We start from the raw sequence: 24,168 nt of genomic DNA, 5'->3' as shown, positions 1-24,168 counted from the left end.
CCGCGTACCGGGCGCGGCCTGGCGTGTCTGTGTGTGGTCCGATCATACCAAAAAGGCTGTGCCGTTGGTATTGTCGTGGTATCAGCCCATCTCCCTGCGGTACGCGGCAGTTAATTGCATAAAAGAACACAAAGTGGTCTGTGTGACATGCACAACAGGCGAAAAAAATCGCGACACTGGTAGTGTTCTGGTATTGGATTGGGGTATATTGGCGTTCAATTGGTTTTGTAAGTGGTTGCAAAGAGGCTCTTGCGGGAGATCGCGGCGGTGATCGCGGCAGGAGCTGATCAATAAGAACGCTAACAGGCTTGCGCAGTCAGGCCGCAATCAAGGGGGAGTATATGAAGGGCAATACCGCAACGAAGCACCGGATTCTCAAGCAGGGCTCCAGCCATCTGACGCCGATCGCGTCGGCCGTGGCGCTGCTGGCCATGAGCGTGGCCATGCCGGCCTACGCGCAGGACGCCAAACCGGAAGGCGAAGTGGTGGTGGTGACGGGTATCCGCGCCTCGCTGCAGCAGTCGCTGAACCAGAAGAAGAACGCCGAATCGCTGGTGGAGGTGATCACGGCCGAAGACATCGGCAAGATGCCGGACAAGAACGTGGCCGACTCGCTGTCGCGCGTGGCCGGCGTGACCACCACCAGCGCCGGTTCGGCCGAGGGGTCGTTCGGCGAGAACGAGCACGTGCAACTGCGCGGCATGCTGTCGCAGATGACGCTGACCACCCTGAACGGCCACACCGTCTCCAGCGGCGACTGGTATGGTCCCAACATCGCCAACGGTGGCCGCAGCGTGTCGTACACGCTGCTGCCGTCGGATCTGGTGGGCCGCATCGTCGTGCACAAGTCCTCGCAGGCCGACCTGCTCGAAGGCGGCGCGGCCGGCACGGTCGACATCCAGACCCGCAAGCCATTGGAATTCCGCGACAAGCTGACCACCTCCGCCTCCGTGGAAGCGGCCTATTCGACGGCCGCCAAATCGACCGATCCCGCCGTCACGGCCCTGATCAACTGGAAGAGCGACGACAACAAGTTCGGCATCCTGGGCCAGGTGTTCTCGCAAACCCGCAAGCTGCAGCGCGCCGGCTCCGAAGGCGTGTGGTGGGACAAGACGGGCGCCAACTATCCCGATCCGGCGCTGGCCGGCAAGAACATCAGCCTGTTGAGCGGCGCCGTGCTGTTCCAGCAGGAGCGCAAGCGCCAGGGCGGCTACCTGGAAGCGCAATGGAAGCCGGCCTCCAACGTGACGCTGGACCTGTCGGGCTTCATGTCGACCGTCGACGCGAAGAACTACAACACCAACTACATGGCCGACACCATCAACGCCGTCAACGGCCCGGGCTGGAACGGCAACGCCGTCAAGCCCACGCAGCCGGCCACCGTGGTGGGCAACACCATCACCTCCGTGTTCTACGGTAAGGACGCCTTCGGCGCCAATTCGGCCGGCGCCTGGTCGGTGGTGGAGGACGTGGCGGCCCGTCCGGACGCCAAGACCGATTCCAAGTTCCTCAACTTCGACGGCAAATGGGTGGTCAACAAGGATCTGACCCTGAACGGCAAACTCGGTCACACCAGCGGCAGCGGCAAGACCACCGACGTGGGCTTTGAGGTGCTGAGCGCATGGAACCAGGGCGCCGGCTACTCGCTCACGCCGGACGGCATCTTCGTGCTCAACGTGCCGGGCGGCGACAAGTTCGTGCGCGCCGGCGGCGGCATCGGCGGCTGGGGCGGTTACAGCTCCTCGTCCGACAAGGAAAACTATGGCCAGGTGGACGGCGAATTCAAGCTCACTTCGGACGTGGTGCCGTCGATCCAGTTCGGCGTGCGCATGGCCAAGCATGAGCGCAACCTGACCAAGCTGAATATGGTGCTGGGCGCCGGCGCCACCGACGAGAGCCAGATCCCCGACAGCGCCATCGGCAACTATGGCAGCAACTGGTACGGCAACCTGCCGGTCAATCCGACGCCGGGCTTCAACCCGTTCAAGATCAGCAATGACTACGTCGCCTCGTGGGTCGCCAAGTACGCCACCTTCAACACCCACGCCACGCAGCAGGAATTCAACATCAAGGAAGATGCGAACGCCGCCTACGTGATGGCCAACCTGCAGCCGTCGGACGCCATCAGCGGCAATGTGGGCGTGCGCTTCGTGCGCACGAAGATGGATATCCGCGCCTACCTCCCAGGCGGCAAGCCTGAGTACGAGCAGAGCTTCAACGACGTGCTGCCCAGCCTGAACCTGCGTGCCGACCTGGCCCAGAACCTGGTGGGCCGCTTCGCCCTGAACCGTGGCATGTCCCGTCCCGACTTCGGCCAGCTGGCCGGCAACGACCTGCGCGACACGGAGCACAACGGCGTGGGCAGCAATCCTTACCTGAAGCCTATCCGCAGCAACAACATCGACTTCAGCGCCGAGTGGTATTTCGCGCCCAAGGCCCTGCTGTCGGCCGGTATCTTCGCCAGCAAGCTCGATGGCGTGATCGCCTACGGCCACAGCGTTCTGCCGTATGCCGACGCCTCCCATGGCGGCGCGATCGCCAACTACGACATCTCCTCGCCGGTCAACACGGACGGCAAGCTGAAAGGCATGGACCTGGCGTATGAGCAGAACATCTGGGGCGGCATCGGCGTGAACGCCAACTACACCTACGCGGATGGCGAACAGACCGGCAAGCTGGCCGAGGGCACCTGCAACGGCAAGGCCGGTGAGGATTGCACGTTGTACGGCACGTCGAAGAACTCCTACAACATCGGCGCCTTCTACGAGGACGACCGCTTCAGCGCCCGCATCGGCTACAGCCACCGTTCGACCTACAAGCTGGGTAACCGGGGCGGCGCCGATTACTTCCAGAGCGCCAACGGCTCGCTGAACGTCTCGCTCAACTACACGCTCAACAAGTCCGTCATGTTCACGCTGGAAGCGCAGAACCTGAACGATCCGCTGCTGACCGTGTACAAGACCGACACCACCCAGATCGCCGGCGTGTACAAGAACGGCAAGACCGTGTATGGCGGTGTGCGCTTCAAGTACTGATCGATGGCCTGACCGGCCAGGCCGCAACGCCTGGCCTTGGCGGCATCCGGCCCGCCGCCGCGCAAGCACAACTTGCCGGTGGCGGGTTTTTCATTTAAATGGGTTACTTCCCCAATTCATCACCATGGTACATGACAGAACCTGGGCCGCGGCCATCGCGGCGGCATTGTTGGCGGCGGCCGCGCCGTGGGCGCTCGCCGCGCCGCCTTTTATCTACAGCCCCTACAAGCACCTGGCCGTGTGGAACGATCCGGCCACCAACGTCATCACGACCGCGCCCGATGGCGTGCGCACGCCCTACATCGGCGGCACCGGCAGTCCGTTCGGCCGGCAGGCGCTGACCTGGGCCTTCGCCAGCGGCGAATGCGGCGACGAGCAGTGGGACACCCAGCGTGGCCAGGACGTGGCCGAGGCCAACGTGGCCGCGTTCGACCGCGCCGGCATCCGCTACCTGATTTCCACCGGCGGCCAGGGCGCCGTGTTCACGTGCGCCAGCGCCGAGGGCATGGAGCGTTTCATCGCCCGCTACGATACGCCGCACCTGGCCGGTATCGACTTCGATATCGAGGCAGGGCAAAGCGCGCAGCAGATCGCATCACTACTGGCGGCGGCCGCTGGTGTGCAGGCGCATCGTCCGGCGCTGCGTTTCAGCCTGACGGTGCCCACCCATGCCGCCTCGGACGGCAGCCTGCGCAGCCTGAATGCGACCGGCGTGGCGGTGCTGGCGGCGGCGCGCCGCAGCGGCCTGCGCGACTATGCGCTGAACCTGATGGTGATGGATTACGGGCCCGCGAATCCGTCCGTCTGCGTGGTGCGCGCGCGGCGCTGCCAGATGGGATTGTCGGCCATCCAGGCCGCCCGCAATGTGCACCGCAAGTATGGCGTGCCGTACCAGCAAATCGAGCTGACGGCCATGATAGGCGTGAACGACGTGCGCGAGAACGTGTTCACCGTGGCCGACGCGCGCACGGTGGCGCGGGCCGCGCGGCGCATGAAGCTGGCCGGTCTGCATTTCTGGTCGCTGGACCGCGACACGCCGTGCGTGGCGCCCGCCGTCGGCGCCGAGGCCACGTGCAGCGGCATGGCGCGCACCGTCAGCGGTGCGTATGCGCGGGCGTTTTCGGGCGCCGTCGGCGCCGGCCGCTAAGCATCCGAAAATCCAGGACGAAAAAAGCCGGACGGTGGCGCCGTCCGGCTTGCGTGCGATGGCCGGCATGGCGCCGGCGCACGCCTTATTTTTCCGCTGGCGCCGCCGGTGCGGACGGGTTCTTGGCCCACATGATCCAGTAGCGGGCCAGGTCGCCGCGGCCGTCGTTGCCGGTCACGGTTTGCAGCGTCTTGATGGCGTCGTCCTTGCGGCCGGCCATCACGTAGGCGTAGCCCAGGCGCAGCTTGGCGTCCTCCGGATTTTTCAGCACGCCCTTGGCGATACCCTTGTTCATCAGTTCCAGACCGTGGTCGAACTGGCCCATGGTCACGTAGGCGTAACCGAGGTTGACCAGGCCCACGCCATCCTTGGACTTGGCGGCCGAGGCTTCGCCGCTGCCGATGTTCTTGGCGTCGTCGGCCGCGCCCTTGGCGGCCTGATCATGCAGCTTCTTGCGCTTGGCGCCGTCCGGGCCGCTGCCCATCTGGCCGTTGGGGAAGCCCTTGTCGAGCGCGTTCTTCGCTTCCGTGTAGAAGCCGCCCAGCAGCGCCAGTTCGGCCAGGTCGGCGTAGTCGTCCGGCTCCATGCGGCCCGGCACCACGGCCGCCTTCATACGCAGCACGTCCAGGTCCAGGCGCTGGTTGTAGTCAGGCTTGCCGCGCGTGCGGTTCAGCAGGTCGAACCAGTAGGCTTCGGTCGGGTAGTACTTGACCAGGTATTCCACGGCCTGCAGGTACAGTGCGTTGTCCTTGCTCTTGATGCCCACGTTGCCCAGCAGGGCCAGCTCGTCGGCGGTGGGCGCGGTGCCTGCCTGTTCGGCGGCCGCGACGTCCTTCAGCACTTCCGTCTTGACGGTGGGGTAGTCGTTCTTGAAGAAGTAGGCGCGCAACAGTTGCGGACGCACCTTGGTGGCGTTGCCCGATTCGGTCTGGTAGCGGGTGTACCACACGATGGCCTTGTCGAAGTCCTTGGAGGTGTAGTAGATGTTGCCGATCGCCTCGATGAAATTGATCTTGTCCTTGGGCGCCAGGCGCCCCGAGTCGATCATCGACGCCAGCGCGGGCAGCAGCAGCGCGTTGTTCGACGTGGCCGAACCGACTTGCACGCGCATCTGGTTCAGGACGAACGTCTCGAACGGCGTCAGGTTGGGCATGGCCGCCGACTGGTCGACGCGGTTCATCACCTCGGTGTAGTTTTTCGCCGCCATCAGGTCTTTGATCTGGGCCGGATCGATCAGCTTGAAGATCTCGGGACGGACCGTATCCTTGGGCGCTTCGGGCGCGGCGGCGGCCTTTTCTTCGGCGTGCACGGCCGTCATGCCGAGCATGGCCGGCGCTGCGTTCAGGCCGATGGCGGCCAGGATCAGGCTAATACGAGCGAAACGAAATTGGGACATTGTAAATCCTTCAATCAAAGACTATGGAGGCATGGCGGTTGGCGCCGCGCCGTCACGAAAAGGGTGGTCAAACCGCGCATTCTGCCATGCCTTGACGGGTGGGAGAAGGGTGGTCCGGGCAAACCCGCGTATTGTTACATAATTTGACCGGCAGCCGGCAATCCAGCGGTGCGCGGCGCCTCTTGCACCGCGCCCCCACCGGCGGCCGCCGGGCGCGGCAGGGTCTGGCCGTCCGCGCCGAACAGCAGGCAGCGCGCGGGCGGCAGCACGATGCGCGCGCGTGCGCCCGCCACCGGCGGCGCCGCCTCGGCCGGCAGGCGCGCGGCGATCAGCTCCGGGGCGCCGGCCAGCGTGGCGTAGACGACGGACTGGTCGCCCAGGTATTCGATATGGCCCACGGTCACCTCGGCGGTGTTGGCCGGCGTGCCGGCTTGGCCCGCGCCGGGCGCGTGCAGCGCCAGATGCTCGGCGCGCACGCCGACGGTGACGGCGTCGCCGCGTTGCAGCGCGGCGCCATCGACGGCCACCTCGACGATGGCGCCGCCCGGCAGCAGCACGCTGGCGTGGTCCGCGCCCGTGGCGAGGACTTCGGCCGGAATGAGGTTCATCTTCGGCGTGCCCAGGAAGACGGCCACGAACAGGTTGCACGGCGCGTTGTACAGCGCATGCGGCGTGCCCACCTGCTCGATGCGCCCGCCGTTGAAGACGGCGATGCGCTGGCCCAGCGTCATCGCCTCCACCTGGTCGTGGGTGACGTAGATCATGGTGGTGCCCAGTTCCCGGTGCAGGCGGCTCAGTTTCACCCGCATCTGCACGCGCAGGCTGGCGTCCAGGTTGGACAGCGGCTCGTCGAACAGGAACAGTTCCGGCGTGCGCACGATGGCGCGGCCGATCGCGACCCGCTGGCGCTGGCCGCCCGACAATTCCCTGGGCCGGCGTTGCAGCAGCGGCGCGATGCGCAGGATGCCGGCCGCGCGCTCCACGGCGGCGCGCACGGCGGCCGCCGGCTGGCCGGCCAGCTTGAGCGCGAACGCCATGTTCTCGTACACCGTCATGTGCGGATACAGCGCGTAGGACTGGAACACCATGGCCAGCTTGCGTTCGGCCGGCGGCACATGGTTGGCCACGCGCTCGCCGATCCTCAGCTGGCCGGCGCTGATCTCCTCCAGCCCGGCGATCATCCGCAGCAGGGTGGATTTGCCGCAGCCGGACGGGCCCACGAACACCATGAATTCGCCGTCCGCCACGTCCAGGTCCACGCCGTGGATCACGGGCTGCGCGTCGTAGCGCTTGACGATGCCTTGCAGGCTGACGCTGGCCATGACCTCAGCCCGCCGTGGCCGCGTGCGCGGCCGGCTGCGCCTCGGGCTGGGGCCGCGCGCTCATGGGGATGAACTGCGACAGCACGGCCACCGGAATGGCGCTCAGCATCACCCACACGAAGAAGTGCTGGTAGCCGAGCGCGATCTGGATGTCGCCGCTGACCAGTTTGAACAGCACGAAGCCCAGTTGCATGATGCCGGTCGAGAAGGCGTAATGGGCGGTCTGGTACTTGCCCGGCGCGACCACCTGCATCATGTACAGGATCAGGCCCACGAAGCCGAAGCCGTAGCCGAACATCTCCGCGCTCAGCGCCGCGCCGATCACGGTCAGGTCGGTCGGCAGCCACGTGGCCAGGCAGTAGAACGCCACGTTGGGCAGGTTCAGCGCCAGGATCAGCCACAGGATGGCGCGCTTGAGGCTGAGCCACGACGTGAAGTAACCGCCCGCGATGCTGCCGACGATGAAGGCCACCGTGCCCACCGTGCCGTACACGGCGCCCACTTCGGCCGTGCTCAGACCGAGCCCGCCCAGGCTGCGCGCCTCGCGCAGGAACAGCGGGCCGATGGCCTGCACCTGCGCCTCGCCGGCGCGGAACAGGATGATGAACAGGATGGACACCCAGATGCCAGGCTTGCGGAAATACTCGACGATCACCTGCCACAGCGTGCGCGCGATGGCGGCCGCGTTGGTGTCCGCGTCCACCACGTTCTTCGCCTGCGGCAGCGCCCAGCTGTTGTACAGCGCCAGCGCCACCATGATGGCCGCCAGGATGGCGAAGCTGATGGTCCACGCGGGCACCACGCCCAGCGTCCTTTCGAAGTGGCCGGCCAGCAGCAGCAGGGCGCCGGTGGTGAAGAATTTGCCGGCGTTGAAGAAGGTGCCGGTCCAGCCGGCGTAGGCGGCCTGGCCTTTTTCGGACAGGCTGGCGATGTACAAGCCGTCGCACGCGATGTCGTGGGTGGCCGAGGCGATGGCCACCAGGGCCAGCATGGCCAGGCAGGCCGCGAACCAGAACGGCGCGTGCAGGGCCAGCGCCACGGCGCCCAGGCACAGGCCACCGAGCAGCTGGAAGCCCACCACCACCAGCTTCTTGCTGCGGGCCAGTTCCAGGAAGGGACTCCACAACGGCTTGAACACCCAGGCGAAGCCGATCAGCGCGGTCCAGTGATTGAGTTCGTCGTTGGGCACGCCCATGCTCTTGAACATCTGGTTGGCCACGATAGCCACGGCGAAGAACGGTAAGCCCTGCGCCAGGTACAGGCTGGGCACCCACAGCTTGGGGTTGCGGACGTGCGGTTTGGTGTGTTCCATCGTGGTCTCAGTTGTTCTGTTGTTCTGGTGTTGGTGGCGTGGTGGCGGCTCAGTCGAAGCCGGGCACCGGCACGCGGCCCGTCGCTTCCAGTTCGCCGCCCAGCCACGCGTTGACGGCCTCCAGCGCCGGCGCCGCGAAGCCATAGGTCATCAGCGCGGGGGCGGCGATGTCGAGCGCCTGGTACGGATTCCACAACGCCAGGTGCAGGTCGGGGCGCCAGCCGGCGCGCGCGCGCGGGCCGTAGCGCAGGCGCGAGGTCGAGGCGAGGATGGTGTAGCGGCCATCGTGCGGCAGGGCTGCCCAGTCGAACGCCTCCGCGTCGTCGAAGGTGACCAGCTCCACGTCGTACAGCTTGCCCAGCGAGGCGGCCACCGTGGCGGCCGGCACGCCCGCCTCGGACACGCCGTCGCTGATCACGTCCTGGCGCATCACGAGGCGCACCTTGGCGCCGGCGCGTGGACGTTGCGGATTGCCGCGCGCGCTCAGGGCGCGGCGCCAGCCTTCGGCCATCACCACGCGGTCGGCCGCGTCCTCCAGGTAGTCGCGCGGCTGGCACGGGTAGTTGAGCGCGAGCGCCGACAGGCGCGCCAGACGCGTGCGCATGTCATCCAGCGTCAACTCGCCCGAGGCCAGCGCGTCGGCGATGGCGTTCAGGGTTTCGTCCTGCGTTTCCGGGGTGCCCAGCGCCATCACCATGTCGGCGCCGGCGGCCAGCGCGCGCACGGCGGCCTTGCCCACGCCGTAGCGGCCGGCGATGGCGTGCATGTCCATGCCGTCCGTGATGATCACGCCCTGGTAGTTCCACTCCTCGCGCAGCAGCTGGTGCAGGATGCGGCGCGACATGGTGGCCGGATAGTCGGGGTCCAGCGCCGGGTAGACGATGTGCGCCGTCATCATGGCCGGTGCCTGGCTGGCGGCCTGGCGGAACGGCGCGAACTCGAACTGCTCAAGTTGTGCCAGCGGTTTGTCCACGGTGGGCAGGTCGCGGTGCGAATCGACGTGGGTGTCGCCGTGGCCGGGGAAGTGCTTGACGCAGCAGGCCACGCCTTCGCCGTGGCTACCGGCCATCCAGGCCATGCCCAGTTCGGCCGCGCGTTGCGGCGCGGCGCCGAACGAGCGCTCCGCGATGACGGGGTTGTGCGGGTTGTTGTTCAGGTCCAGCACGGGCGCGAAGTTCCAGTTGAAGCCCAGCGCCTTGACGGCGCGCGCCACGGCGGCGCCGGTGCGCTGCGCCAGGTCCGTGTCGTCGGCCGCGCCCAGGCCCATGGCGGCCGGCGGCGCCGGCACCCAGGTCGAGCGCACCACGGCGCCGCCTTCCTGGTCGATGGCGATCAGCGACTCGGGCCCCATCAGCGCGCGCAGTTCGGCCGTCAGGGTGGCCAGTTGGCGCGCATCCGTCATATTGCCCCGGAACAGACAGACGGCGCGGATGCCGTTGGCCTCGATGAAGCGGGCCGTGGCGGCATCGAGCACGGGGCCGGGGAAGCGGATCATGATCAGCTGTCCGGCGATTTTTCTCAGTTCGTTCAAGGTCATAGTCATTTCACTGCTCCGTCCATGCCGCGCATGAAGTATCGTTGGGTAAAGAGGAAGGCTGCCAGCGTGGGCAGGATGGTCAGCACGGTCCCGGCCGCGATCACGCGGGTGCTGCTGCCGAAGGTGCCGCGCAAATACAGCACGCCGACCGACAGGGGGAATTCGTCCGGCTTGCTCATCACGATCGAGGGCCAGATGTATTCGTTCCATGACTCCACCGCCGTCAACACGCCGACCGTGGCTAGCCAGGGGGCGATCAGCGGCAGCATGATCCTGCTGAAGATGGTCCATTCGGAGGCGCCGTCCACGCGCGCCGCGTCGATCAGGTCCTGCGGCACTTCCTCGAACGCCTGTTTGAGCAGCAGGATGGCCACGGCCGTCACCACGTTGGGCAGGATCACGCCGGTGTAGCTGTCGACCAGGCTCAGTTTGGTCACGGTGATGAAGTTGACCAGGAAGTTCACTTCCGACGGCAGCACCAGCGTGGCCAGGATCAGCGCGAACACCAGCCGGCGGCCACGGAAGCGCATGCGCGCCAGCGGATAGGCCGCCATCGAGCACAGGGTCAGCTTCCAGAACACGGTGCAGGCGGCGATGAAGACCGAATTGCGGAAGAAGGCCAGCATGGGGATGGCGCGGAACGCTTCGGCGAAATTGGCCAGCGATGGCGCGCGCGGCCAGAACGTGGGCGGGAAGGCGAAGATGTTGCCCTCGGTGGAAAGGGCAGTCACCAGCGTCCACCAGAACGGGAACACGCACAGCAGGGCCAGCGCGCACAGGACGGTGTAATGGAGCACGGTGCGGGGACGCAAGCGCGGCGTCCTCATGGCCGGCTCCGGGGCTTGATGTAGCGCAGGCACAGCACGGCGATGGCCACGCAGAACAGCGAGACGACGAAGCTGGCGGCCAGCGCGCGCGGCAGCTTGAGGTGCTTGAGCCCCTGGTCGTAGGCGTAATACAGGCCGGTGAAGGTGGAGTTCATGGGGCCGCCCTGGGTCAGCACGTCCACCTCCTGGTAGGCCTTGAGCGCGGCCAGCACGGACAGGATGGTGCACACCATGATGGTGGGCCGCAGCATGGGCACGGTGATCTTCCAGAAGCGCTGCCAGCGCGTGGCGCCATCGAGGATGGCCGCTTCCTGCATGTCGGCCGGGACGGCCTGCAGCGCCGCCAGGTACATCACCATGTACCAGCCCAGCCCGCGCCACAGCGTGACGAACATGATCGAGAACAGCGCCAGTGTGTCGTCCGACAGCCAGCCCACAGGCGCGCCCACCACGTGCATGGCCAGCAGCACGTAGTTGAGCGCCCCCTGTTCGTGGAACATGAAGCCCCACATGATGCCGACCACGGACACCGTCGTCACCACGGGCACGTAGAACGCGGCGCGGAACAGGCGGATGCCGGGCAGGCGGTTGTTGACCAGCACGGCCAGCCCCAGCGCGCCCACTTGCACGCACGGGACGATGAGCAGGAACGCCAGCGAGTTTTTCAGGCCGGTGACGAACATCTCGTTGTCGAAGATGGCGCGGAAGTTGTCGAGACCGACCCAGTGGGTGGGGCGGATCAGGCTGTAGTCGGTGAACGCCAGCCAGGAACCGAAGGCCACGGGCCAGAATGCGAACACGGCCAGCAGCGCCAGCGCGGGCGCGAGGAACAGCCAGGGGAGGAGGGCGCGGCGCGTCATGTCAGCGCCTCCGCTGCGCGGCCAGCTTGCGGTTCCAGATGGCCGCCGCCTGGTCCAGCGCCTGCTGGATATCCTGCTTGCCCGTCACGCCCGCTTCGACCGCCTTCACCAGGTAGCGCCGCAGTTCGTCGTAGTCCGTCACGCCGGCCACGTACAGCGTGTGCGCGTGCGGCATGGAGACGGCGCCGGCGGCGACGGCCTTTTCCGACGCGCCCGCGCCGGGTGGAACGGTGGTGAAGAAGGCGTCGTTGGCGGCGCGCGCGCTGGCCGGGTAGACGCTGGCCTGGCGCGCGAACGCCAGTTCGTTCTCGTCGCTGGTGAGGTAGCGCGCGAACTTGCCCACGGCCGGCAGCAGCGCGGCATTGACGTTGTTGGGCACGGCGAAGTGGATCAGCCAGCCGCCATCGGCGATGCCGGTCGGGCCCAACGGCGCGGGCGCCACGTCGGTGACGGCGTAGATGTCGGCGGCGTCGGCCTCGATGCGTTTGAGCGCCGTGGGCGGCGCCAGCAGCATGGCCAGCCGGCCGCCTTTGTAGGCGTCGATCGCGGCGGGGAAGTTATCCTCGGCGAACAGGCTGTCCTTGAGCAGGCCGCCGGCGCGGTAGGCGTCGGCCAGTTTGCGCACCAGCGCCACGTGGCGCGGCGAGTTGAACACGGCGCGGCCGTCGCGGATCACGTCCAGCCCCTGCTGCATCATCAGGCCGTCGATCTTGGACAGGGCGGGGCACAGTCCGGCCTTGCCGGTGCGGGACGCAACGCGGCGCGCGTAGTCCAGTTGCTCATCCAGATCGCGCGGCGGCCTGCTGATGCCGGCCGCCTGGAACAGCTGCTTGTTGTAGGCGATGACGGCCACGTTGCTGTACAGCGGGAAGCCGTAGGTCTTGCCGCCGAAGGTCAGGTCCTGCAGGGCGGCGGGCAGATAGCGCGCGCGCTCGCCGGCCAGCAGCGCGTCCACCGGCGCCAGCAGGCCGTCGCGCGCGAATTCCTCGGCCCACGGCACGTTCAGGTTGACCAGCGCCGGCGGCGTGCCGGCCACGATGCGGGTCACCAGCTTGGTCTGGATCACGTCCCACGGGAAGTCCACCCATTCGAGCTTGACGCCGGGATTGGCCGCCTCGTAGCGGCGCGCCAGCGCTTCGAAGTAGGGCGTGAACCTAGGCTTCATGCTGAAGGTCCAGAACTCGATTTTCTGCGGCGGTGACGCAGACTGCGCGGCTTGCGCCGCCCATGCCCCGTGTGCGCCCAGCGCCAGCCATGCTGTCAGCAGTAACTTGATCTTCATGGCGTGCGCGCGGGCGGTGGGACTCAGTTGGTCTTGGTGACTTTGCTCAGGTGGCGCGGGCTGTCCGGGTCCATGCCGCGCGCCGCCGACAACTTTGCCGCCATCACGTAGAACGCCTGGATCGCGACGATGGGGTCGAGGTCCGGGGTGGCGGCGGTGGGCAGGGTCAGGTCGCGTTCGGCTACGTCGGCCGGCGCGGCCAGCAGCACGCGCGCGCCACGACCGCGCATCTCGGCCGCAAGATGCAGCAGGCTGGCCTGGGTCGGACCACGGGTGGCGAAGATCAGCAGCGGATAGCCTTCCTCGATCAGCGCCATCGGGCCGTGCTTGATCTCGGCGCCGCTGAACGCTTCCGCCTGCAGGGCCGAGGTTTCCTTGAACTTCAGGCCCGCCTCCAGCGCCACGGGGAAGCTGATGCCGCGTCCCACCACCATGATGTTGCGGGCCGGGGCCAGGATCTCGATCGCCTGCGACCAGTCCTCGCGGGTGGCAGCGCGCAGCGAATCGGGCAGCGCCTCCAGGCCGGCCAGCAGTTCCGGATCGTTCTGCCACTGGGCCACCATGCGGGCGCTGGCCACCAGGCTGGTGATGAAGCTCTTGGTGGCGGCCACGCTCTGCTCTTTGCCGGCGCGCAGCGGGATGGCCCATTCGGCCGCGTGGGCCAGTGGCGAGTCGATGTCGTTCACCAGCGCCACGGTGGTGGCGCCGCCGTCGCGGAAGTAGCGGATCGGTTCCACCACGTCCGGGCTCTGGCCCGACTGCGAGATGGAGATGGCCAGCGTGTCGCGCGTGATCAGCGGCGACTTGTTGAGCGTGACGAGCGACATCGGCAGCGACGCCACCACCCGGCCCAGGCGCGCCATGATCAGGTAGGCGGCGTACGAACACGCGTGGTCCGAACTGCCGCGCGCGATGGTGAGCGCGGTCGAGAACGAGGTGCTCCTCAATTTGCGGCCCAGCTCCGCGTAACGGTCGGTGTCGCTGGCCAGTTGCAGGGCCACGCAGTCGGCGGCCGACAGCGCTTCTTTGAGCATCATTGAGGTCACAACAGTTCTCCTTCGATATAAACGGCTTTGAGATTCAGGTCGCGGTCGAGCACCACCATGTCGGCGTAGGCGCCGGGCGCCAGCCGGCCCCGTTCCTGCAGGCCCAGGTAGTCGGCCGCGTAGGTGGAGACGCGGGCCGAGGCGTCGGCCAGGTCCAGCCCCAGCCCCACCAGGTTGCGCAGCGCCTGGTCCATGGTGAGCGTGCTGCCGGCCAGCGTGCCGTCGGGCAGGCGCACGCCGCCCATGCACTTTTGCACCGTGTGCCGGCCCAGCATGTACTCGCCGTCCGGCATGCCGGTGGCGGCCGTCGAATCGGTCACGCAGTACAGGTGGGGGATGGCGCGCAGCGCCACCTTGATGGCGCCCGGATGCACGTGCAGCAGGTCGGGGATCAGTTCCGCGTATTGGGCGTGCGCCAGCGCCGCGCCCACCATGCCCGGCTCGCGGTGGTGCAGGCCGCTCATGGCGTTGAACAGGTGGGTGAAGCCGGCCGCGCCATGTTCGAGCGCGGCCACGCCGTCCTCGTAGGAGCCGAGCGTGTGGCCGATCTGCACGCGCATGCCGGCGTCGGCCAGTTCGCGCACCAGCTGCAGGTGGCCGGCGATTTCCGGCGCCACCGTGATCAGCTTGAGCGGCGCGAAGGCGGCCAGCCGCTGCACGTCGGCCAGCTTGGCGGCGCGCGCATAGTTGGGCTGTGCACCGAGCTTGCCGGAGTTGATGTACGGGCCTTCGAGATGGGCGCCCAGCACGCGCGCGCAGCCGGGACGGCGGTTGGCGCAGGCCTCGCCGATGGCTTTCAGCGCGATGTCGATGTCTTCCGGCGGCGCCGTCATGGTGGTGGCCAGCAGGCTGGTGGTGCCGTGCCTGGCGTGGATGGCGGCGATGGCGTGGACGGCGTCGCCGCCCTCCATCACGTCCTTGCCGGCGCCGCCGTGCACGTGCAGGTCGATGAAGCCGGGGAGGACGTAATCGTCGCCGTTGGTGGCCGGATCGGTGGCGGCGCCGTGGATGGCGCCGATACGGTCCGAGAACGCGATCTCGCCGCGGACCCAGCCCGCCGAGGTCAGGATATTGCCTTTGATTGCACCGCTCATCTGCGTGACTCCGCTACGAATTCATAATAGTCGCTCCGGCAGAACGAGTGGGTCAGTTCCACCGCGTTGCCGTTGTCGAGATAACTGACGCGGGTGATGTGCAGCATGGCGGCACCCGCGGGAATGTTGGCCAGGCGCGCCTGCTCGGCGTTGGCGTTGACGGCGCGGATGTGCTGCAACGCGCGCATCGGCACCGCGCCGCTGGCCTCCAGGTAGCCGTACAGCGAATCCGTCACCTGCTGCGGATGGGGCATGTAAGCGGCCGGGATGGTGGTCGTTTCGATCGCCATCACCACGTCGTCGGCCGTGCGCAGCCGCTTCAGGCGCGCCACCGGCATGTTGGGCGACAGGCCCAGCGACAGCAGCTCCTGCGGCGAGGCCATGCCGATGTCGCGCTGCAGCCAGCGCGAGCCGGCCGTGAAGCCGCGCTGGCTCAGTTCTTCGGAGAAGCTCGTCAGGCGCGACAGCGGCTGCTCCAGCTTGGGCGTGATGTAGGTGCCCGAGCCGCGCCGGCGGGTCAGCATGCCGCGCTCGCACAGCATGTCGATCGCCTTGCGCGCCGTCACGCGCGAGATGGTCAGCATCTCCGACAGCACGCGCTCGGACGGCAGCGCCTCGTTGGCGCGCCAGTCGCCGCTGGCGATGCCGTCGGACAGCTTGTTGGCCAACTGCATATAGAGCGGGGTGTCGCTGCTGGCGTCGGGCCTGAAATCGCTCAACTGTGCTAGCACTGGCTACTCCTTCCCATGTTGTTGTATCAGCCGCAGCGCGCCGGCGGCGGAATCGCCTTGCGGCGGCACCACGCGCGCCAGCAGGGCCGGCGGCAGGTAAGGGCGCAGCGGCGCGGCCAGGCCGCCGCACAGCGCGATCGGCAGGCTGGCGCCGGCGTCGAGCGCGTGCGCGATCAGCGCCACCTGGCGGCCCGCCTCAAGCAGGATGGCGCGCGCGGTGGGATCGGCGCCGGCGTCCGCGTCGGCGTATTGCAGCACCAGCCGCGCCAGTTGCGCGAACTGCGTTTGCGTGGCGTTGGCCAGCCAGACCTGGATCGCGTCGCGCGTGCCGCCGCAAGCGGCGATCACGGCGCTGGCGAACGGGCTGCCGGTGGCGCGGCCATCGACCACCTGCTGAATGTGGTTCATGGCGCGCAAACCGATCCACGCGCCGCCCGCCTCGTCACCGGACGGGAAGCCCCAGCCGCCCACTTCATGGCGGCTGCCATCGGCCAGCATCACTTCACCCACGCTGCCCGTGCCGAGCGCGATGATGGCGCCCGGTTGGCCCCGGTGGGCGCCCAGCAGCGTGGTGCCGGCGTCCGTGTCCAGCGCCACCGTGGCGTAGCCGGGATTGGCGGCCACGAATTCGGCCGCCCATTGCTTGTTGTGGACCCCCGCCAGGCCCAGGCCGATGGCGACGTGTTGGCGGTCCGGGATGGCCAGGCCGGCGGCGCGGAACGCCTGCGCGGCCGCGTCCTCCACGGCAGCCCAGGCGCGCGCGATGCCGTGCAGCAGGCCGGACGGGCCGCTGGCGCCTTCGGCCAGTTCGCGTCCATCGCAGCCGGCCAGCCGCACCCGGGTGCCGCTGCCGCCGCCATCCACACCGATGAAGTATTCGATCATGATTTTGCCCAAGCTGTTGTGCCATCCCGGCCGGGCTTGCATACCGCCTGCGTGCCGGGGAGTTGTGGGGCACTATAAGTTTGCAAAACCAGCTTGTCAACAGGTATTTAACTGGTATTGCGTAATCATGAAGTGGACTCCCCGCAATGCCCGCAATATTTTTTGTAACTTGTTGATTTATAAGGTTTAGATTCTTTTTTAAAATGGTATGGTTTTTTGCGTGGTTGGCTGCCGATTTGGTCTTGTTGTGGTAGCTTCGGCGCGGGCGGGGTACACTGCTGCATTTGGCTTCAGGGAATACACAGATGAGCAAGGCAGGACAGCAGGACTATTGGGACGAATGGCAGCGCGAGGCGCTGGCGGCCGGTGTGAAGCCGGCATTGGCCAAGCTCGGCATGGAAGTGCTGCGCGCGCACCGCAAGAACCGCTGGCCCAAGCACTTCCTGGGCCGCATGGAGGATGGCCCGGTGATGCTGGCCATGTGTCTGGAAGAACCGGATGAAAGCGAACTGCTGTTCATCGAAAACCTGCACCCGTACGACGCCAAGCTGATCGCCGCCACCAAGCGGCGGCTGTGCTTCGACTAAGCGGCTGCGGATAGCAAATAGGGGACGTGACACAATTTAACCGCGTCGGATCGTGTCACGTCCCCCATTGTGATTAGTTGGCGCGTTCGCGCGTGCCGCTGCGGTCGATCGACAGCAGCCGCGATTTGTCGGCCGTCTTGACGTTGACCACGGCGCTGCCGGGGCCGTGCACCACCACGTCGGCCTGGCCGGCCCACAGCCGGCGCGCGCGCAGGTCGCCCGATCCGCTCAGCTGGGCGTCGAGCTTGTCGGTCTTGCCGGCCAGCGTCACCTGGCCGGGGCCGTTCATGGTCAGCTTGACCTGCTTGCAGTCGGCGCTCGCGTCGAGGTCGCCCGATCCGTTCAGTTCGGCGTCCAGCGTGTCGCTGACTGTGTTCAGGATGATGTTGCCGGGGCCGCGGCTGCGCGTGACGGCCCGCATCACTCGCAGGTGCTGCGCGTCCAAGTCGCCCGAGCCCGTCACTTCGGCGCTGAGCGTGCCGCCGCTGCCCGACAATTCCATGTTGCCGGCGCTGGTGAGGATGGCGTGCATCGTGTGCGCTTGCAGGCCGCGCGCGGTGAGGTTGCCCGAGCTGTGCACTTCGGCGTCGAACTGGCTGATGGCGCCGGCCACGCAGGCGTCGCCCGAGCCGCGCAGCACGGCCGTCACGGCTTGCGCCTGCAGGTCGCACGCGTGCAGGTCGCCCGATCCGGACAGCTCGGCCCGCAGTTCCTTGCTGTCGCCCTGCACGTGCATCGTGCCCGAGCCGCGCATCATGGCGTTCACGCGCCCGCCGCGCACGCGGTCCAGATCGAGGTCGCCGGAGCCGTTCATTTCCGCGTTCACGTCCTGGTCGATGGCACCGGCAGCGACGTCGCCCGAGCCGCTCATGCGCAGGTTCAGTTTGCCCACCGTCATGGCCCGCACGTCGACGTTGCCGCTGCCGCCGGTGCGCAAGCTCAGTTCGCGCGCGTCGCCGCTGGCGCGCAAGGCGCCGGAGCCGCCCGTGGACAACGTCAATTGCTGGCCGTGAAATTGTTCCAGTCGCACGTCGGCGCTGCCGCCGGCCTTGAGGCTGGCCAGGCGCGGCGCCGTGACGCGCACCGTCAGCGGCGTCTGCTTGCCCCAGCCCAACGAGAAATGCCAGCCGCCGCGCCGCAGCGGGCGTATCGTCAGGGTGTCGCCGATCACGACCGTCTCGACGTTGGCCTGCTCCTTGCGCGGGCCGCTCAGTTCGAGCGACGGCGCGCCCTGGGCCGTGACCACCACCGGCCACGGTCCCTCGACCGCGATGGCGCTGAACGGCGCCAAGGTGCGGGTTTCCGTGCCGATGGTATTGTCGGGCTGGGCCGTGGCGGCCAGCAGCGGCGCGCTGGCCAGCGCCAGGGCTGTGGCCAGGGTGGTACGTTGGATCAGCGGGTTCATGTTCTCTCGCAACACGTGGTGGGGACGGCGAAAAGATAAGCCATCCGGCGGCGCGTCGCGACGGGAAAGGGATGGATGCACGGATCAACGGCATCAACTGCAAAAACGGGGCGCTGAACGGCGCGTCGTGGTCATTCCTTGGTGAACTTCTCGTCCTTTTCCTCTTGCACCGTGAGGAACAGCAGGATCAGGCCGATGAGCAACATGGATGCCATGGGCGGCTCGGGCAAGTCCGAATACTTGCTCTTGAGCGCGGCGAGGCGCGATTCCTTCTTGCCCGTGGACGGGGCGCGCCCGGCGCTGTCCTGCACCTTGGCCGCCGTCAGCCGGGGCCGTACCCAGTAAGCGGCCTGCTGGCGCGGCAACATCATGTCGTCGGCCAGATACGGTTGCAGCACGTGCATGGGATCGTCGATTTCGATGAAGCCGCGCGGCGCCTCGGTCATGTCGTCGTTGTTGTTGTCGAGAACAACGGCATCCCCCGCCATGGCGCTGGCGGCGCCAAGCAGGGACAGCGTCAGCACAGCCGCTGTGACGATGCGATTCATTTTTCTCTCCACATTGTTTCGTACAGCCAATCCGAAGTTTCACCTTCGATATTGATTAGAGCATACCGTCCCGGCACTGGATACTTGAATTTCCTAATGGGTGTTATTGAACTTGAATGTTTGAGCTATCAACCACGTTCCCGCACGGGTAACACTGATCCATACGCTACAGTTTATACGTCGGCGCGCCGATATCTACCCTGTACCGCCAGTGAAACAGTATGTGATTTCTAGGCCAGATGTCATAATGCCATTCAACAGGCGGCCGATGCGCGGGCCGCCGACTGGGTGAAGGGTGAAGGGAGTAAGCATGATCAAATATATGGGCACCAAGAAGACGGACGATGGCGGGGTACTGTATATTTTTCTGATCAACGGGTTGCAGAAGGAAGTGCGCGAGAGCGCGCTGAAGCAATATCCTGGCTGTTACGAGGCGCTGCCGGCCACGGCCAAGGCACGCATCATGGCCAACCGGGCATGGATGCAAAAGCTGTAGCATGCCGGCACGGCTGAACATCGCGCACCGCCGCAGGCGGCCCGGCCTCCTGGCGCTGTCGCGCGCGCTGTTTCCGGCGCTGTCGCTGGCGTTGCCCTTGGCGTTGGGAAGCGCGAGCGCCCAGGCGGCCGTTCCCACCACATTCGGCACCATCGTCGGCAACGCCTTGTTGTGCCGCGACCAGGTCGACAACAAATATTTCTACAACTACCTGCTCAACGCCTTCGGCCCCGCCTACAAGCACGACGGCGGCGCCTACTGGTTCAAGTCCGATGGCGCCAGCTTGTGGGGTGTGGAGATTTCCGAACTGATGGTCAGCGACGACACCAGCACCTTCGTGTTCGTGGGCGCCGTGGCCGAAACCACGCCCGAGAAGCTGGAACAGGCCATCACCGCGCAGGTGGGCATGCAATATGCGAAAATCGACAGTTCGGCGTTCCCGGTGCGCGAAGCGAAACCGGCCAGCCGCATTGTCTATTTCGACCGCAAGTCCAAGATATACTGCGCCAAGTTCCAGCCGCTGCCGCCCGTCCAGCCCAAGGCCGTGCGTTCGCGCTGAACGCCACCCAGGGGTTTCATGTACACGCAATTTTTCAGCCTGAAGCAAGCGCCGTTCTCGATCGCGCCCGATCCGCGCTACCTGTTCATGAGCGAACGCCACCGCGAGGCGCTGGCCCACCTGCTGTACGGCGTGGGCAGCGGCGGTGGCTTCGTGTTGCTGACGGGCGAGATCGGCGCCGGCAAGACCACCGTCTGCCGCTGCTTCATGGAGCAGATCCCCGCCAATTGCAAGCTGGCCTACATCTTCAATCCCAAGCTGTCGGTCGAGGAATTGCTGCTGTCCGTGTGCGACGAGTTCGGCATCACGCTGGCGCCGCACGGGGCCGGCGCCGTCACCGTCAAAGGCTATGTCGATGCGATCAACCGCCACCTGCTCGACAGCCATGCGCAGGGCAACAACAACGTGCTGGTCATCGACGAGGCGCAGAACTTGTCGGCCGACGTGCTTGAACAGTTGCGCCTGCTGACCAACCTGGAGACGAACGAGCGCAAGCTGTTGCAGATCATCCTGATCGGCCAGCCCGAGCTGCGCACCATGCTGGCCCGCCCCGAGCTGGAGCAGCTGGCGCAGCGTGTGATCGCGCGCTACCACCTGGGGCCGCTGACCGAGGCGGAAACGGGCAGTTACATCGAACACCGGCTGGCCGTGGCCGGCGTGGCGGCGAGTTCGCCGTTTCCGCGCCGGCTCACCGGGCTGGTACACAAGCTGGCCAAGGGCGTGCCGCGCCGCATCAACCTGTTGTGCGACCGGGCCTTGCTGGGGGCGTATGTGGAGAACCGGCCGCAGGTCACGCCCGCCATCGTGCGGCGCGCGGCGGCCGAGGTGTTCGCCGCGCCCGTCGGCGGGGCAGGGCGGGCGCGGCGCGCCTGGCCGCAATGGGGCGCGGGTCTGGCGGCCGGCGCGCTGGCTGGCGTGGCCATCAGCGCGGCGGCATGGCAATGGCTGCCGGCGCGTGATACCAAAATGGTATCAGGACCCGTGGGGCGTCCGGCGTCGTCTGTGAAGGTGGTGGCTGGCGGCGCTGGTGGCGGCGTGGTCGCGGTGCCCGCCGCCGTGACGTCCAGCACGGCCCCGTCCGCAACTGCCGGCGTCGATGCGCCCGTCGCGCTCGCCGCTGAAGGCGGCGCGCGGCCCGACGCGCTGTTGCGTCAGCTGGCGGCGTTGTGGGGACAGACCCTGCCGCCCGGTGAGCCTTGCCAGGTGGCATACAAACTCAATCTGCGTTGCCTGCAAACACGGGGCGGCGTCGATGAATTGCGCCGGCTCGACCGTCCGGCCGTGCTGACGCTGCGCGCCGATCCGGCCAGCCCGCGCTACGCCTTGTTGACGGCGCTCGATGCCGGCGGCGCCACCGTCGCGTTCGACGGCAGATCCCAGCACCTGAGCCTGGCCGCGCTGACCGAGCGCTACGATGGCAGCTACACGACGTTCTGGCGCGCCCCGCGTAGCTGGCGCGATGAAGTGACGGATGGCGACCGTGGCCCCGACGTGGACTGGCTGGCCAGGCATCTGTCCCAGCTGTATGGCTTGAAGAAGCCGGCCGAGAACCAGCCGCTCGATGCGGCCCTGATGCGCCGCCTGCGCGAGTTCCAGTCGGCCCAGCAGTTGAAGGCGGACGGCGTGGCCGGTCCGAAGACCTTCATCCGCCTGCACCAGCTGGCCGGGGTGGCGGAACCGCGCCTGGCGGCTCCGCGCTGAGCCCGGCAGGCGGGGCTGGCCGGGCAGGCCCCGCCCCGCCGACGGCAGGCACAGCCCCGTCGATGGCAGGCCGCGCCCCGCCGACGGCAGGCGCAGCCTTAACCGGCGGCTGGCGCCCGCGCCGCGGGTTACGACTGGCGCGTCTTGAAACGGGCCGGCACGGCGCTGCGGAAGGTCTGGCGCTGATGCTCGTCGCCGAACAGGGTGGCGGCAGGCTTGATCAGGTCGCTGCGGCTGACCACGCCGATCAGTTTCATCGATTGCGCGTCCTCCACCACGGGCAGGCGTTCCTGCCCATGCACGGCAAGCCGGGTCGCCACGGCGCGGCAGGTTTCCGCGCCCAGCGCCACGTTCGGCACGTTCACGCCGAACAACTGGCCCACCGTCTCCGCCGCGCCCCGTTGCAGCGCGGCCCGGTCCACCATGCCGACCAGCCGCTCACCGTGCACCACCGGATAGGCGCGGTGCAGCTGGCCGTCGCCGAAATGGCTGAGCAGCACGTCCGCCACGCGCGCCTGCGCGTCCACGCACACGGGCGCGGCGGTCATCACTTGCGCCACGTTGTGCTGCTCCATGGGATCGACGCCGTATTCGCGGTAGATGTGGTAGCCGCGCCGCGCGATCTTCTCCGTCAGGATCGAGCGGCCCATCACGAGCACCGTGAAGCCATACGCCACGGCCGACGCCGTCAGCAGCGGCAGCAGGGCGTTCACGTCATGCGTCAATTCCAGCGCGAACACCACCGACATCACGGGCGCGCGCATCATGCCGCCCAGCGTGGCGGCCATGAACACCAGCGGCCACAGGGCCGGATCGTTGCCGGGCAGGTAGGGGCCGAGCACCGCGCCCAGGCCCGCGCCCAGCATCAGCAACGGCGCCAGCACGCCGCCCGAGGTGCCCGAACCGAGCGCCAGCACCCACATGACGGCCTTGCACAGCAGCAGACCGAGCATGAATTGCAGCGCCAGGTGGCCGTGCAGCAGGTCGCCGATCACGTCGTAGCCGACGCCCAGTGCGCGCGGCTCCAGATAGCCGCCGATGCCGACCGCCACGCCGCCGAGGGCCGGCCACCACATCCAGTGCAGCGGCAGCCGGTGGAACCAGTCCTCGACCCGGTACAGCGAGGTCGACAGCAACCAGGCCAGCGCGCCGGCCACCGTGCCGGCCACCAGGCAGCCGGGCAGTTCCATCGCCGTGGGCGCCAGCGTCTGCAGCGGGAACAGCGGCCCGCTGTCGAGCACCAGCGCGCGCGCGAAGCCGGCCACCGCGCAGGCCACGGCCACCGGCAGCAGGCTGCGCGGACGCAGTTCGAACAGCAATAGTTCGACCGCCATCAGCACGGCCGCGATCGGCGTGCCGAAGATGGCCGTCATGCCGGCCACGGCGCCGGCCACCAGCAGCGTCTTGCGCTCGGCGCCGGTCAGGTGCAGGTGCTGCGCCACCAGCGAACCGATCGCGCCGCCCGTCATAATGATGGGGCCTTCCGCGCCGAACGGTCCGCCGCTGCCGATCGCGATGCCCGACGACAGCGGCTTGAGCATGGCCACCTTGGGCGACATGGTGCTCTGGCCGAACAGGATGGCCTCGATCGCTTCCGGAATGCCGTGGCCGCGGATCTTCTCCGAACCGTAGCGCGCCATCAGGCCGATGATCAGGCCGCCGACCACGGGCACCACCAGCACCCACAGGCCCAGCGTGTTGAGGGCCGGCGAACGGTCGTCCAGCGACAGGGTCTGGAAGAAGAACAGGTTGGTGAAGAAGTGGATCAGGCGCAGCAGGGCGCACGCGGCCAGCGTGCTCAGCAGGCCCACCACGGCCGCCACGGCCACGATCATCAGGCGCAGGTCGTTGGAGAAGTCGCGCTGGTTCATGGCGCCTCCCAATCGACCACCGGCACCGCGAACTTGCCTTCCAGCGATTGCAGCTCGGCCCGGTGCAGATCGGCCAGTTGCACCAGCAGCGCCTCGCCATGGGGTTGCAGGTGCACTTCCACCTGGCGCTTGTCGGCCGCGCTCACACGCCGCTGCACCAGCCCTGCCGCCTCGCAGCGCGACACCAGCGCCACCACGCCGTGCTGTTGCGATTGCAGGCGCTCGGCCAGCTCGCCGATGCTGGCCCACTCGCGGCCGGGAAAGCCTTTCACGTGCAGCATCAGCAGATATTGCAGCGGCGTGATGCCGGCCGCGCGCGCGGCCGATTCGGAAAAGTGTTCGAAGCGCCGCATCTGATAGCGGAAATTGGAGAGCGTTTCGAAGTCGCTCTTGCTAAGTTCGTGGGAACGGGGAGACATGAGACCAGTAAAAATGATATGGGGAAAGCTAATATATCACAATATGATGTAATGTTTGCGACAGGATGAAATTCGGGGCGCCAGGCCGTACAATCGCGGGATCGACCA

Annotated in this window: 21 protein-coding genes; 6 read left to right on the top strand and 15 right to left on the bottom strand. The window is 67.4% G+C overall.

Going from position 1 to position 24,168, the window contains the following annotated elements; all coding sequences use genetic code 11:
* Nucleotides 1-341: 341 nt before the first annotated feature.
* A complete protein-coding gene (locus tag AC1RQG_RS06910; RefSeq protein ID WP_493129663.1) occupies nucleotides 342-3,035 on the top strand; it encodes a TonB-dependent receptor in 2,694 nt (897 codons plus the stop codon).
* A 124-nt stretch (nucleotides 3,036-3,159) separates the two neighbouring features.
* Nucleotides 3,160-4,182, top strand: a complete 1,023-nt coding sequence (locus tag AC1RQG_RS06905; RefSeq protein ID WP_493129661.1) for a glycoside hydrolase family 18 protein — start codon at nucleotides 3,160-3,162, stop codon at nucleotides 4,180-4,182.
* Between the two features lie 85 nt (nucleotides 4,183-4,267).
* On the opposite strand, the gene AC1RQG_RS06900 is transcribed toward AC1RQG_RS06905, so the two are convergent.
* The 11 genes from AC1RQG_RS06900 to AC1RQG_RS06850 all read right to left on the bottom strand — a co-directional run bounded on the left by AC1RQG_RS06900 (nucleotide 4,268) and on the right by AC1RQG_RS06850 (nucleotide 16,474).
* Nucleotides 4,268-5,578, bottom strand: a complete 1,311-nt coding sequence (locus tag AC1RQG_RS06900; RefSeq protein WP_493129659.1) for a tetratricopeptide repeat protein — start codon at nucleotides 5,576-5,578, stop codon at nucleotides 4,268-4,270.
* Nucleotides 5,579-5,712: 134 nt separating this feature from the next.
* The gene (locus tag AC1RQG_RS06895) at nucleotides 5,713-6,900 is read right to left on the bottom strand and encodes an ABC transporter ATP-binding protein (protein ID WP_493129657.1); all 1,188 of its coding nucleotides are present in this window, start codon (nucleotides 6,898-6,900) and stop codon (nucleotides 5,713-5,715) included.
* A gap of 4 nt (nucleotides 6,901-6,904) precedes the next feature.
* A complete protein-coding gene (locus AC1RQG_RS06890; RefSeq protein WP_493129655.1) occupies nucleotides 6,905-8,212 on the bottom strand; it encodes an MFS transporter in 1,308 nt (435 codons plus the stop codon).
* A 49-nt stretch (nucleotides 8,213-8,261) separates the two neighbouring features.
* Nucleotides 8,262-9,755, bottom strand: coding sequence for a beta-N-acetylhexosaminidase (gene nagZ / locus AC1RQG_RS06885; RefSeq protein ID WP_493129653.1), 1,494 nt, complete (start codon nucleotides 9,753-9,755; stop codon nucleotides 8,262-8,264).
* Nucleotides 9,752-10,576 carry a carbohydrate ABC transporter permease gene (locus tag AC1RQG_RS06880; protein ID WP_493129651.1) on the bottom strand — a complete coding sequence of 275 codons (825 nt, stop codon included), beginning with the start codon at nucleotides 10,574-10,576 and terminating at the stop codon, nucleotides 9,752-9,754. Before AC1RQG_RS06880 ends, nagZ begins: the two co-directional genes overlap by 4 nt.
* Complete coding sequence (locus AC1RQG_RS06875; RefSeq protein ID WP_493129649.1) at nucleotides 10,573-11,436, bottom strand: carbohydrate ABC transporter permease; 864 nt, start codon at nucleotides 11,434-11,436, stop codon at nucleotides 10,573-10,575. Before AC1RQG_RS06875 ends, AC1RQG_RS06880 begins: the two co-directional genes overlap by 4 nt.
* Nucleotide 11,437: 1 nt before the next feature.
* On the bottom strand, nucleotides 11,438-12,718 hold the full coding sequence (locus AC1RQG_RS06870; RefSeq protein WP_493129647.1) for an ABC transporter substrate-binding protein: 1,281 nt from the start codon (nucleotides 12,716-12,718) through the stop codon (nucleotides 11,438-11,440).
* A 23-nt stretch (nucleotides 12,719-12,741) separates the two neighbouring features.
* Entirely contained in the window at nucleotides 12,742-13,755 is a 1,014-nt protein-coding gene (locus tag AC1RQG_RS06865; RefSeq protein WP_493130024.1) for an SIS domain-containing protein, read from the bottom strand.
* A 5-nt stretch (nucleotides 13,756-13,760) separates the two neighbouring features.
* Nucleotides 13,761-14,858, bottom strand: coding sequence for an N-acetylglucosamine-6-phosphate deacetylase (gene nagA / locus AC1RQG_RS06860; protein WP_493129645.1), 1,098 nt, complete (start codon nucleotides 14,856-14,858; stop codon nucleotides 13,761-13,763).
* Entirely contained in the window at nucleotides 14,855-15,589 is a 735-nt protein-coding gene (locus AC1RQG_RS06855) for a GntR family transcriptional regulator (protein ID WP_493129643.1), read from the bottom strand. The genes nagA and AC1RQG_RS06855 overlap by 4 nt, the downstream gene beginning before the upstream one ends.
* Nucleotides 15,590-15,592: 3 nt before the next feature.
* The gene (locus AC1RQG_RS06850; RefSeq protein ID WP_493129641.1) at nucleotides 15,593-16,474 is read right to left on the bottom strand and encodes a glucosamine kinase nucleotide-binding domain-containing protein; all 882 of its coding nucleotides are present in this window, start codon (nucleotides 16,472-16,474) and stop codon (nucleotides 15,593-15,595) included.
* A gap of 305 nt (nucleotides 16,475-16,779) precedes the next feature.
* On the opposite strand from AC1RQG_RS06850, the gene AC1RQG_RS06845 reads away from it, so the two are divergent.
* Nucleotides 16,780-17,061, top strand: coding sequence for a hypothetical protein (locus tag AC1RQG_RS06845; protein ID WP_493129639.1), 282 nt, complete (start codon nucleotides 16,780-16,782; stop codon nucleotides 17,059-17,061).
* Nucleotides 17,062-17,134: 73 nt separating this feature from the next.
* Here the strand turns inward: AC1RQG_RS06845 and AC1RQG_RS06840 are convergent, their stop codons facing one another.
* Both AC1RQG_RS06840 and AC1RQG_RS06835 read right to left on the bottom strand, forming a co-directional pair.
* Nucleotides 17,135-18,466, bottom strand: a complete 1,332-nt coding sequence (locus tag AC1RQG_RS06840) for a GIN domain-containing protein (protein ID WP_493129637.1) — start codon at nucleotides 18,464-18,466, stop codon at nucleotides 17,135-17,137.
* A gap of 131 nt (nucleotides 18,467-18,597) precedes the next feature.
* A complete protein-coding gene (locus AC1RQG_RS06835) occupies nucleotides 18,598-19,014 on the bottom strand; it encodes a hypothetical protein (RefSeq protein ID WP_493129635.1) in 417 nt (138 codons plus the stop codon).
* A 310-nt stretch (nucleotides 19,015-19,324) separates the two neighbouring features.
* On the opposite strand from AC1RQG_RS06835, the gene AC1RQG_RS06830 reads away from it, so the two are divergent.
* The 3 genes from AC1RQG_RS06830 to AC1RQG_RS06820 are packed head-to-tail and all read left to right on the top strand — an operon-like array spanning nucleotide 19,325 to nucleotide 21,770.
* Nucleotides 19,325-19,510, top strand: coding sequence for a hypothetical protein (locus tag AC1RQG_RS06830; protein ID WP_493129633.1), 186 nt, complete (start codon nucleotides 19,325-19,327; stop codon nucleotides 19,508-19,510).
* Nucleotide 19,511: 1 nt separating this feature from the next.
* Nucleotides 19,512-20,069 (top strand): hypothetical protein, encoded by a 558-nt coding sequence (locus AC1RQG_RS06825; protein WP_493129631.1) that lies wholly within the window; start codon nucleotides 19,512-19,514, stop codon nucleotides 20,067-20,069.
* An 18-nt stretch (nucleotides 20,070-20,087) separates the two neighbouring features.
* Complete coding sequence (locus AC1RQG_RS06820; RefSeq protein ID WP_493129629.1) at nucleotides 20,088-21,770, top strand: ExeA family protein; 1,683 nt, start codon at nucleotides 20,088-20,090, stop codon at nucleotides 21,768-21,770.
* 128 nt (nucleotides 21,771-21,898) lie between these two features.
* On the opposite strand, the gene AC1RQG_RS06815 is transcribed toward AC1RQG_RS06820, so the two are convergent.
* Both AC1RQG_RS06815 and AC1RQG_RS06810 read right to left on the bottom strand, forming a co-directional pair.
* The gene (locus tag AC1RQG_RS06815) at nucleotides 21,899-23,641 is read right to left on the bottom strand and encodes a chloride channel protein (protein ID WP_493129628.1); all 1,743 of its coding nucleotides are present in this window, start codon (nucleotides 23,639-23,641) and stop codon (nucleotides 21,899-21,901) included.
* Nucleotides 23,638-24,060, bottom strand: a complete 423-nt coding sequence (locus tag AC1RQG_RS06810) for a MarR family winged helix-turn-helix transcriptional regulator (protein ID WP_493129626.1) — start codon at nucleotides 24,058-24,060, stop codon at nucleotides 23,638-23,640. The genes AC1RQG_RS06815 and AC1RQG_RS06810 overlap by 4 nt, the downstream gene beginning before the upstream one ends.
* Nucleotides 24,061-24,168: the final 108 nt, after the last annotated feature.

The sequence above is a fragment of the Rugamonas sp. GW822-FHT03B10 genome, assembly GCF_058801745.1.
This window is presented reverse-complemented; position numbering and strand designations above follow the sequence as displayed.